This window comes from Parabacteroides distasonis (assembly GCF_004793765.1).
Taxonomy (GTDB): domain Bacteria; phylum Bacteroidota; class Bacteroidia; order Bacteroidales; family Tannerellaceae; genus Parabacteroides; species Parabacteroides distasonis_A.
The window spans coordinates 16174-27423 of the sequence record NZ_SRYM01000055.1; the positions used below are offsets into that span (position 1 = coordinate 16174).

12 protein-coding genes and 1 pseudogene are annotated in these 11250 nt (G+C 43.4%); 9 read left to right on the plus strand and 4 right to left on the minus strand.

Annotated features, from left to right (window positions below):
- Positions 1-20: 20 nt before the first annotated feature.
- Genes cobJ through E5342_RS15630 form a run of 6 tightly spaced genes read left to right on the plus strand, consistent with a single transcriptional unit; the run spans position 21 to position 7300 of the window.
- On the plus strand, positions 21-1427 hold the full coding sequence (cobJ, locus tag E5342_RS15605; protein ID WP_121735713.1) for a precorrin-3B C(17)-methyltransferase: 1407 nt from the start codon (positions 21-23) through the stop codon (positions 1425-1427).
- Positions 1420-2607, plus strand: coding sequence for a precorrin-6y C5,15-methyltransferase (decarboxylating) subunit CbiE (gene cbiE, locus E5342_RS15610; protein WP_121735712.1), 1188 nt, complete (start codon positions 1420-1422; stop codon positions 2605-2607). The genes cobJ and cbiE overlap by 8 nt, the downstream gene beginning before the upstream one ends.
- Positions 2604-4394, plus strand: coding sequence for a precorrin-4 C(11)-methyltransferase (gene cobM / locus E5342_RS15615; RefSeq protein WP_121735711.1), 1791 nt, complete (start codon positions 2604-2606; stop codon positions 4392-4394). Before cbiE ends, cobM begins: the two co-directional genes overlap by 4 nt.
- Entirely contained in the window at positions 4391-6181 is a 1791-nt protein-coding gene (cbiD, locus tag E5342_RS15620; RefSeq protein WP_135959737.1) for a cobalt-precorrin-5B (C(1))-methyltransferase CbiD, read from the plus strand. The genes cobM and cbiD overlap by 4 nt, the downstream gene beginning before the upstream one ends.
- Before the next feature lies 1 nt (position 6182).
- Entirely contained in the window at positions 6183-6767 is a 585-nt protein-coding gene (locus tag E5342_RS15625) for a cob(I)yrinic acid a,c-diamide adenosyltransferase (protein ID WP_121735709.1), read from the plus strand.
- Positions 6768-6769: 2 nt separating this feature from the next.
- Positions 6770-7300 (plus strand): hypothetical protein, encoded by a 531-nt coding sequence (locus E5342_RS15630; protein ID WP_168354506.1) that lies wholly within the window; start codon positions 6770-6772, stop codon positions 7298-7300.
- On the opposite strand, the pseudogene E5342_RS15635 reads toward E5342_RS15630, so the two are convergent.
- The 4 genes and pseudogenes from E5342_RS15635 to E5342_RS15650 all read right to left on the minus strand — a co-directional run.
- A pseudogene (locus tag E5342_RS15635) lies at positions 7227-7433 on the minus strand (PcfK-like family protein); the annotation flags it as partial. The gene E5342_RS15630 and the pseudogene E5342_RS15635 overlap by 74 nt on opposite strands.
- Before the next feature lie 18 nt (positions 7434-7451).
- Positions 7452-7673 (minus strand): hypothetical protein, encoded by a 222-nt coding sequence (locus E5342_RS15640; RefSeq protein ID WP_121735706.1) that lies wholly within the window; start codon positions 7671-7673, stop codon positions 7452-7454.
- A gap of 12 nt (positions 7674-7685) precedes the next feature.
- Entirely contained in the window at positions 7686-7889 is a 204-nt protein-coding gene (locus E5342_RS15645) for a hypothetical protein (RefSeq protein WP_121735705.1), read from the minus strand.
- Between the two features lie 7 nt (positions 7890-7896).
- Positions 7897-8229: a molybdenum ABC transporter ATP-binding protein gene (locus E5342_RS15650; protein WP_135959740.1), complete on the minus strand. Its 333-nt coding sequence runs from the start codon at positions 8227-8229 to the stop codon at positions 7897-7899.
- A 994-nt stretch (positions 8230-9223) separates the two neighbouring features.
- On the opposite strand from E5342_RS15650, the gene E5342_RS15660 reads away from it, so the two are divergent.
- The 3 genes from E5342_RS15660 to E5342_RS15670 all read left to right on the plus strand — a co-directional run bounded on the left by E5342_RS15660 (position 9224) and on the right by E5342_RS15670 (position 11118).
- On the plus strand, positions 9224-9829 hold the full coding sequence (locus tag E5342_RS15660; RefSeq protein WP_121735703.1) for a hypothetical protein: 606 nt from the start codon (positions 9224-9226) through the stop codon (positions 9827-9829).
- 274 nt (positions 9830-10103) lie between these two features.
- Positions 10104-10733, plus strand: a complete 630-nt coding sequence (locus tag E5342_RS15665; RefSeq protein ID WP_135959741.1) for a DNA-binding protein — start codon at positions 10104-10106, stop codon at positions 10731-10733.
- 34 nt (positions 10734-10767) lie between these two features.
- On the plus strand, positions 10768-11118 hold the full coding sequence (locus E5342_RS15670; RefSeq protein WP_135959742.1) for an ISAon1 family transposase N-terminal region protein: 351 nt from the start codon (positions 10768-10770) through the stop codon (positions 11116-11118).
- Positions 11119-11250 lie beyond the last annotated feature (132 nt).

The following is an 11250-nucleotide window of genomic DNA, read 5'->3' on the forward strand; positions in this document are numbered from 1 at the left end:
TCATAATAATAAAAGAATATATGGGAACACCACGTTTGATAGTAGCCGGTATTGGTCCTGGCTCGGCATGCGACATCACGCCTGCGGTGATACAAGCCGTGAAAGAAAGTGATGTGGTGATAGGATATAAATATTATTTCCAGTTTATCACCCCTTACCTGAATGCGGGATGTGAGTGTATAGATACGGGAATGAAAAGAGAAAAAGCCCGTGCCTTGCAAGCCTTTGAACAAGCGGAGCAAGGAAAGACGGTTTGTATCATCAGTTCGGGTGATGCCGGCATTTATGGCATGGCTCCACTTATTTATGAGATGAAACGGGAACGTAACAGCGCGATAGAGATTGAAGTGCTTCCGGGAATCAGTGCATTCCAGAAGGCGGCTTCGCTCTTAGGGGCACCTATCGGTCATGATTTCTGTATCATTTCGCTTTCTGATTTGATGACGCCTTGGGAAAAGATAGAAAAGCGGATTCAAGCAGCTGCATCGGCCGATTTCATTACGGCAGTCTATAATCCGAAAAGTGAAGGACGCTACTGGCAGCTCTATCGGTTGAAGGAAATTTTCTTGCAGGAACGGAATCCTCATACACCAGTCGGCTTTGTCAGACAAGCAGGTAGAGAAGAAGAATCTGTACATGTCACCACTTTGGAAGCATTTAATCCGGAAGATGTGGATATGTTTACAATCGTTCTTTTCGGTAATTCGCAAACCTATCTTTATCAGGACAAGATGATTACTCCAAGAGGTTATTATCGTGAAGAAGCGCAGGATGAGGCTAAAGGGGTTGGACAAGAAATCATGATTCATAGTTTCCTGACTATTGAGAAGGAATTGAAATATCCCAATATCCCTTTGGGAAAGAAATGGGCGTTGCTCCATGCTATCCATACGACGGCCGATTTTGAGATGGAAAATATCGTTCGGGTAGATGAAGGGGCGGTAGAAACAATGCATGCATCATTTAAGAAAGGACAGATAAAAACAATCATAACCGATGTGACTATGGCTGCGTCCGGTATTCGTAAAGGAGCCTTGCAGCGATTGGGAGTTGAGGTGAAGTGTTATTTGTCCGATGAAAGGGCTGTGGCATTGGCCAAAGAGAAGAACATCACCCGCACTCAGGCAGGCATACGGTTGGCTGTGCAGGAGCATCCCGATGCGCTCTATGTGTTTGGCAATGCACCTACTGCTTTAATGGAACTTTGCGACTTGATGAAGAAGGAAAAGGCACGACCGGCAGGTGTCATTGCTGCACCGGTAGGTTTTGTGCATGTATGTGAAAGCAAGCACATGGTAAAGCCTTTTCCTGTTCCCAAGATCATTGTGGAAGGAAGAAAGGGTGGAAGCAACTTGGCAGCTACGCTGGTCAATGCGATATTAACTTTTGATGATGCAGAACATTTAAAACCGGGTAGAGATGTCTGAACAACGATTTCATGTCATAGGCATGACAGATGACCAAAGTGGTACATTCTCGGCAGAAATACTTCAATTGATGGGTCGGGGAAAGGTGTTTTCCGGTGGCAAGAGGCATCATGAAATCGTGGCTAGTCTGCTTCCCGAAGATGCTGTTTGGATAGATATTACAGTTCCTTTGGATAAAGTTTTCAGCCAATATGAGGCGTATGCTGAAATTATCGTATTTGCGTCGGGCGATCCCTTGTTCTTTGGATTTGCCAATACGTTGAAGAAACGCTTACCCAATGCATGGATGAGGGTATATCCTGTTTTTAATTCCTTGCAGACGTTGGCTCATCGGTTGGTGTTGCCTTATCACGACATGCGGACTGTTTCGTTGACAGGCCGTCCGTGGCAAAATCTGGATGAAGCCCTTATTCGGGGTGATAAGTTGATAGGAGCATTGACAGACCGTGAAAAAACTCCTTCCCGAATCGCTGCAAGAATGTTGGAATATGGATATGACAACTATCGCATGACCGTCGGTGTCCACCTGGGCAACAAGCAAGCGGAAGAAGTGCATACGTTGCCTTTGGACGAAGTGATAGGTCGGGAGTTCGGATTTCCTAATTGTCTGATATTGGAGCAAATCTATCAGCGTGAACGTTTGTTCGGCATACCGGAATCTTCTTTTTATCTATTGAACGGTAGGGAGAAGATGATAACCAAAAGCCCTATCCGCCTGCAGGCTTTAAGTATGTTGGATTTGCATCAGAAACATACTTTTTGGGATATCGGTTTCTGTACAGGTTCTGTGTCCATCGAAGCGAAGTTGCAGTTCCCTCATTTGCAGATTCATGCCTTTGAGTGTAGACCGGAAGGAGAGACTTTGATAAACTTGAATACAAGAAAGTTTGGCACTCCGGGTATTGAATACCATATAGGTGATTTTATGGAACTGGATCTATCCGATTTGCCGGCTCCTGATGCTGTTTTCATTGGCGGTCATGGAGGCAAATTGACAGAAATGTTGCAGAAAATAGACCGTTATTTATTACCGGGAGGGTGCATTGTTTTTAACTCGGTTAGTGAAAATAGCTTGCATATTTTTCGGGAAGGTATAGAGGCAATAGATCGTCGTATAGACAATGAAATAAGTATAACTGTGGATTCATATAATCCCATAACAATCATAAAAGCGATATGAAAGTAATTATTACCATATCCGAATCAGCCTTGCCGATAGCAAGAACGATTCAAAGAGAGTGGATGGATGCTGGAATCATCCGAATGTCGGACTATTCTTTTCTTTCCGAACATTGGAAGGAATTGGAATGTGTGATTTTTGTCGGTGCATTGGGCATTTGTGTCCGCACGATAGCTCCTTTATTGGAGGATAAGTATACAGATCCGGCTGTGGTATGTGTAGACAGTACAGGCAGATACATAGTTCCTGTAGTGTCCGGTCATATCGGAGGAGCCAATGAGTATAGCAAGCGGATAGCTGCTATCCTGGGTGGGGAGGCTGTCATTACCACTCAAAGTGATAATCTGGGTTTGTGGGCTTTGGATACATTGGCTAAAACATACGGGTGGCAGACGGATGCCGACCATACCCGAATGAATCTGTTCGTCTACCAATTTGTGGAAAAGAAGCCGACGGCTTTATTGTTGGAGATAAGGGATGAAGGAACCGATTATCTGGAGCGGACCAAGCCGGAGCATGTCAAGGTATTCTATCATTTGGAAGATATACCGCAAGACGAATTTGAGTTAATTATTTCGGTTACTTATCGAGCTTATCCGTTGGAAGCATTCCACAAACCACATCTGTGTTTCTATGCTCCTGTGCTTCATTTGGGATTTGGTTGTCGCAGGCAATGTTGTCCTGATGGTATTGTCGGATATATGTATCAATCGATGTTGGATAGGGGAATCCATCCATTGGCTTTGGCTTCCATCAGTTCCATTGAATTGAAGAAGGATGAACCTTTGTGGCAAGAGTTTATGAAGCAAGGAAATTCTTTGGAGAGCCATATCTATTCGGTGGATGATTTGCAGTCTATCCAGGTTCCCAATCCTTCAGAAAAAGCATTTTCTGTGACAGGCGTTTATGGAGTAGCCGAAGCTTGTGCCTTGAAAAGCAGTCAAGAGGGCATGATGCTGATTGAAAAACAGAAGGGGCTGTTGGTGGAAGGAAACCATTTTACCTTTGCTGTATGTTTGGATAGAAAAGCATGTCGCGAAGGCCATATCGAAATTGTAGGTGCAGGTCCGGGTGATCCGGAACTTATTTCTGTTCGTGGCAAGCATTTTCTTCAGCAAGCCGATTTGATTCTTTATGCAGGTAGTTTGGTTCCTGTAGAGTTGACTCATTATGCCAAGCGGGGTGCCGTAGTCCGTAGTTCGGCATCCATGACGCTGGAAGAACAATTCGCGCTGATGAAGGAGTTTTATGATAGAGGTCTATTGGTTGTTCGTCTTCACACAGGCGACCCATGTATCTATGGTGCCATTCAGGAACAAATGGCTTTCTTTGACCAATATCGGATGAGTTATCATATCACTCCGGGCATCTCGTCTTTCCAAGCGGCAGCAGCTGCCCTTCGTTCACAATTTACGATACCGGAGAAAGTGCAGACCATCATCTTGACACGGGGCGAAGGACGTACACCGATGCCCGAAAAGGAACAGTTGCATCAATTGGCACAATCTCAAAGTACCATGTGTATTTATCTGAGTGCTGGTATTGTAGAGCAAGTGCAGAAGGAATTGTTGGAGGCTTATCCTCCCGAAACCCCCGTGGCGGCATGTTATAAACTGACTTGGAAAGAGGAACGGATTTATAGAGGACAATTGAAGGATTTGGCGAAGATAGTCCGTGAAAACAATTTGACTTTGACCACTCTTTTGGTGGTTGGAGAGGCTATTGATAACCGCCAAGGATTGTCACGCTTGTATTCACATCAGTTCAAGCATTTGTTTAGATCATGATACTGATATTAGGAGGAACGACAGAAGGTAGAATGGCCGTTAAGGTAGCCGATGAAGCAGGTTCGCTTTATTATTATGCTACCCGTGGAAGTTTGCAACAAATTGTTTGCAAGTATGGTATTCATTTAACGGGAGGTATGGACTTGCCGTACATGATTGAATTTTGTCGTTCCAATTCCATTCGCTTGTTAATTGATGTAGCCCATCCGTTTGCGATGGAACTTCATCGAACCGTTGCGGCCACTTCGGAAGCCTTGCAACTTCCGGTAGTTCGAGTAGAACGGACATATCCGGAATACTCGGCCGATTTGGTTTGGTGTGATGATTATGAGGATGCAATAAAAAAGTTGAAAGAGGCGGGTATCATTCGTTTGTTGGCTTTGACCGGAGTACAGACCATTGGTATGCTTCAGGATTATTGGAAAGAAAACAGTTGTTGGTTTCGCATTCTGCGTAGGGAAGAATCGTTGGTTATCGCACGTTCCCAAGGCTTCGATGAGCGTAACATCGTCTATTATGAAGAAGAAGGGGAAGAAGAACTGATAAGTCGTCTCCAGCCTCAAGCTTTATTGACGAAGGAAAGCGGTGATTCTGGAGGATTTTCTCAAAAGGTGGAAGCTGCTAAGAAGTTTCATATTCCAGTATATGTCGTAAAGCGACCGGTACTACCTGGACATTTTGTTTGTGTTACAGGAGAACATGGTTTGCGCAAGCAGATTGAAACACATGTTTCGGGCTTTTTTCCATTACGGAGTGGCTTTACAACGGGTGCATGTGCTACGGCAGCCAGCAAGGCAGCTTTATTGGCTTTATTGAGTCATGAAGTTTCTGAATCGGTATCCATTCGTTTTCCCAATGGTGAAGAACTTTCTTTGCCGATAGCGAATATAGAGATTGCCGACGATTCCGCTACTGCTACCGTTGTGAAAGATGCAGGTGATGATCCGGATGTTACTGATGGAAAATCCATTGTTTCTACCGTTCGTTTCTGTTCCTATCCAGGCATTCATTTCTTGCAAGGTGAAGGAGTAGGAGTAGTTACTTTGCCGGGATTAGGATTGGAAGTAGGAGAACCGGCTATCAATCGGGTTCCTCGGCAAATGATGATACAGGAATTGTCGAGTCTCTATGAGGGTGGATTGGAAGTGACTGTTTCCGTACCCGGAGGACGTGAATTGGCCCAACGTACGTTCAATCCCAAATTAGGAATCATAGATGGTATATCCATTATTGGAACTTCCGGTATCGTTCGTCCTTTCTCTTCCGAGGCTTTTGTTAATGCTATCCGTAGGGAGGTGGAAGTTTGTAAAGCCGTAGGTTGTAACCATTTGGTTATTAATTCGGGTGCTCGAAGTGAGCGATTTTTGAAAGCAGAATTTCCAGAACTACCCATGCAGGCTTTCGTACATTTCGGAAACTTTATTGGAGAAACCTTACGGATAGCTGATGAAGTGGGAATGGAAGAAGTTACTTTAGGTATCATGATAGGAAAAGCGGTCAAATTAGCAGAAGGACATTTGGATACGCATAGTAAGAAAGTGGTCATGAATAAAAGTTTTTTAAAGCAAGTTGCTGTGGAGGCGGAATGTTCCAATGATTCACGGTCGGTTATCGATGGATTGACACTGACAAGAGAACTTTGGAATCTGCTTTCTCCGGATGATGCTTTCCGTTTCTTCTCTAAATTAATAGAAAAATGTTATCTGCACTGTCGCCCTTTATTACCTGAAGGAAAACTGACTATCCGATTAATGGACGAAGAAGGAAGAATTTTTAATCAAGATTAATATGAGACGAATATATACCCGTACGGGGGATAAAGGAATGACTGGCATACATGGAGGCACACGTGTTCCTAAAGATGATATCCGTATTGAAGCCAATGGTTGTTTGGATGAACTGAATACCATTATAGGCATAGTAAGATCGATGTTGCCTCTCGCTCATGAATGGCAAACTATACTGTATGACATTCAGAAAAATTTGATGGTAGTGATGAGTCATGTTGCCACACCGTCCGATATTCGTGAACAGAATCCGAATGTGTTACCAACTGATATGGTAGAAGTTTGTGAAAGAACGATGGATGCTTTCACTTCCCAAATGGAAGACAATCATCATTTTATCCTTCCCGGAGGGACACCTTTGTCTGCACAATTACAGTTTGCGCGTGTGGTAAGTCGTCGTGCCGAAAGACGTTTATGGACATTGAATCGACAAGATGAACTTCCTCCGTTGATTTTACCATACATCAACAGATTGTCAGACTTATTCTTTGTAATGGCCCGTTATGATATGTGGAAACAACAATGGCCAGAAGAAAAATGGCATTCATTTACTTATAAACAAAAAAAATTAAACAAACAAGAATGAATATGAAACATCTAATCATTATCGGTGACGGAATGGCAGATTGGCATATTCCTTCTTTAGGTGGAAAAACTATATTGGAAAATGCTTATACACCTTATATGAACAAATTGGCAAAAGAAGGTTGTAATGGAGTCCTACAAACTATACCTACAGGATTACCTTCTGGTAGCGATGTTGCAAACCTTTCAATATTAGGCTATAATCCACACGAAGTTTGTGACGGACGAGGACCTTATGAAGCTCAAGGTCTTAGTATTAATTTGCAAGCAGATGATTTAATTTTGCGATGTAATCTCGTTAGTATTGACAATAGTATTCTAAAAAGTCATTCAGCTGATTATATTACAACCGAAGAGGCGGATATACTTATTCATTATCTTCAAGAATATTTAGGAAATGAGTTTGTAAACTTTTACACAGGAAAGCAATACCGGCATCTTTTAGTTATAAAAGGCGGGCATAGTGTACCGCCATACCGAAGATTTCATCATCATCAAAGCCGTTCATTCCGCTTTTATGCACCTCGCAAATGATGTACTTACAACATTCATCTATGCTCTTGTTGGGGTTGGCAAACAAGGGTGCAAAGAGTTCATCGGTTGCTGCTCGGTATTCCAAATAGTTCTGAATAGCCGTCTTGAATGTATCTGTTCCTTTTCCGTTCATAATACTCTTGTGTTAGGGTTAAATGGTTGCTTTCAAAATCTCTCTCCAATAGATAGGCTCAACTTCATTCAAAAGAAAGTCTGTAAAGTCCTTTCGTGCGTCCTTGTTCAACTCTTGGTACAATTCCTTGAAACTGCTGATGTTGCCGTTGATGTAGGTTTCTACCATATACTCGAAGATGTTGTCCACCTCATAATACTTGCACTGCTGTGATACTGTCTTGTTTCTTCTCTTTGCCATAGTCGTTGATGTTTAGAGGGTAATTAACCAAAGAATTAAGCCGATAAAGCCGACCACCGAAACAAGGAGTACGATGAAGCCGATAGCCATTCGGTAAACTCCGTTAATAATCTCTTTCACGATGTGCCATACGATACCCAACACCCAAAGTACAAGGGTAAGGATTGCAGTTGCCATAACTTGCAAAGGCTGTCTGATGTCCATTGTTGTTGTCATATACCTGTCATTTATTGATTTCTACTATCTTTTCAATTCTCCCGAAAAGGGTCTTTCGGAGTGCAGTCTTATCCATCGCTCGGTATTCTGTCCATCTGCCGTATTGCCTTACCAAAAAGGTTTTCAGAACATCGGAGAAGTCAAACCGCCAACCTAACAAGGGTATAGCACTGCGGAAATAGGTGTTGTGGTTCACTTGCTCGGTTATCCAATCCTTTTCCTCTCGGCTCAACTTGCCATTGTTGTTCAGTTTCAGACGGAGGTTGTAAACCTTGCTCCCTTGCAGATTTTCCAATGGCTGAATGTCCCACTTGACGAACTTTGTTGCTATTGCTTTCATATCCGTTTGATTTTGATTTTTTATTTATGCGGATCTGAGAGCTGAGGGAGTTGAGTTTCTACTGAACTATCTGCCACTCGTTTATCCGACATTTTTTTTTATGCGTCTTCTTGTCGCATCGGTCGTTTTCGTTTCTGTGGCTATCAAAGGTGTAGGGATTAGCGATTGCAAGGATTTTCGGAAAAATACTACCCGTAGGTGTGGAGATTTTTGCGGAAAACAGGAGGCTTGTCCTTGCTATCGGGTTAAAATCCCGTAAATACCTTCGCCACCGAAACGGGAATGACCAACTGATGCGGAATATGAGAAGACACGAATGGAGGTAAACGAAAACTGTGGCAGATTCAAATAGAAAAGAATATCCGGCTTAGACGGCTAAAAAAGATAGAAACTTGCTCATAAGCGAAAATAGAAATGTGTTTTCACGTCTTTGTCGGAAGCCTGCTTTTGACAGAAACGGGAAGACTTTTTCCTTCGCTTATGTAATCATCGGAGTTTGGTTGTCAGCATTTATGCCGACAACGGAGCTATGATGCTGGAAAGAAAATTTCGTAGGAGGAATATGGTAAAGCCTACCTCTTTACACAGCCGAATAAAAACAAGTATCTCCGCCTGCTAACGGTATGTTCTCATACCATCAGCAAACGGAGATATTTGTTTCGGTTGTGTCATAAGTCCGATGGGTGTTTGTCTGGATTCATTCAGGTTACACTTATCGGACTGCCAACAATGGCTTTACCAAAAATGCGGCGGAACGGAATTTTTCTTTGGGAGTTTTTTGTGAAATGAGAGAATATAAGTACCTTTGCGATACAGAAAGAGTTATTTGAAGTTATGCAAAACGCAGAAGACCAAAACACTCTGTATATTGCTAATTCGTAACCCAATACATATTCAACCAAAAGGTCGTCATTCATTCTCAATAATTTAGACCTTTTTCGTAACTTCCTGGTACAAAGGTATATAAATATATAGACAAGGGTTTAGTATAACCATGATAATAAAAGATAGACATCGTAATGCTTTTATTGTTACGGCCATCATTTTCCTGATAGGGTTGGCCGTAGGCGTTTATTCGCTGTCGAGGTATACGCTTGTACGTTTCAGTGTGCCACTTATCTGTTTTGCCACGGTATCCCTGCTTTCCGGCGTGCTTTTATGTAAGGCAAGGATATGGGGATGGATAACAGGTTCCGCGAGGTTTCTTCCTAACTTCCTATGCTGTTCTGTTTGTACGTGCGTCTTTTGCTTGTCGGTGTTCTACATCTGTAATTACGCTTTTGCCAACGATAAGGAGGGTGGCATGAGAGATGCGGTTGTGGAGGAGAAATATCAGAAAGTGCGTCACAAGTCGCGCCGTGTGGGGAGAAACCGTTATACGAGAGGCGAGGCGTACAATGTGTACTATATGAAAGTAAGGTTTGTCGATGGCCCAGTCAACGAGCTTCAAATCGAGCAGAAAAGATACGCACGGATACACAAGGGTGATACCATCCAGCTCTTCGTATCGGAAGGGTTCTTCAGCGTTCCCGTGATAAAATACAACCATGTGTCGATGTACACAAAAGGGAACCGTTATAGGAATCAATTTGAGAAATAGCGCTAGTATTCTTTTTGGCATATTTCTTATAGTAAATTCGGTATTATCTATATGGATACTTTCTCGTATGCCTATAAATTCTTTATCACATACGGTATGCTTCTTCGTTCGCCGCTGCCGAACGATCATTCGCTGCCATTGAATGATAATTCGGTGACAGCGAACGAACATTCAGTGTCGGAAATTTGGAAAAGGATCTATTCGTGATTATCTTTGTATATAAGGGAGAAAGGTTTTCTTCCTAATAAAAACAATCTTTTTATATAGAACGATTATGGCAAGATACATCAAGCAAGAGATGAGCGACCTTGACGGGACGGGTAAGAAACGAGTGTACTATCGGATGAAGATAGAGCAAAACGTGGCCATGGAACATTTCGTGGAGCGGATCACCTATCCCGGATCGGGATTAAGTAGGGGAAACGTATTACAGGTGATGACGATGGTAGCGGATCAACTGGCTTGTTGTATGGCGGAAGGGCATTCTGTTACGCTTGAAGGGATCGGTACGTTCACGCCTAAGTTGGGAGTGGTGAAAGATAAGGAGATCGATACCTTGGATGGGGATGATCCGAAGCGGAACGCTCGTAGCCTGGAGGTCAATGGTGTCGGGTTTAGGGCGGATAAGGAACTGGTGCTGGAAACCAAGGTGCGTTGCGACTTAAGCCGGGGTGGTATCGTCCGAGTACGGAAATCCCCTTTCAGCGAGAAGGAGCGGTGGGAGAGGGCTTTGGGTTTTTTGGCGGAGCATCCTTTCATGTGCTTGCAAGATTATATGTTTATCACGGGCTTGAAGCGTACGACCGCTTCCTTGGAATTGCGTCGCCTTAGCGCTGATCCGGAAAGTGGAATAACGATATCGGGCAAGGGAAACCATGGGTCAGCGGATTTTTCCGGTGGGTGAAGGAGGTGTCGGAATATAGTGTTATCTTTGCAAAATGAAACCAGACCAACTGCTAAGAGCCATATTGCCCGATGTGTTGATAGACAACTTCGACATTGATCGATTTGAAAAAAGCGATACCCGTTTCGACATCTGGCTTGACGAGAAGAAAGAACAACTTTGCGAAGACAAGTACAATAAAAACATAATCTCGTACGGATTCGGAGACTACCACACCATACAGGATTATCCGATAAGGGGACGAGCCACATACCTCCATGTGCGGAAACGCAAGTGGCTGGACAAGTCCACCGGCGAGATATTCAGCTATGAATGGGACATATCCGAATTCGACGGCACAAGGCTTAACGCCGAGTTCGTGGCTTTTTTAAAAGAGGGAGATTGAGAGCACCCCGGTCAGCATCTCCACTCTTGCCGCACGCAACGGGCTGAACGGACAGACACTGCGCAAGCAATACAAGGAAGTAATCAGCGACTATCGGCTATGGACCCAGCTTGACCATGCCGATGAATACAT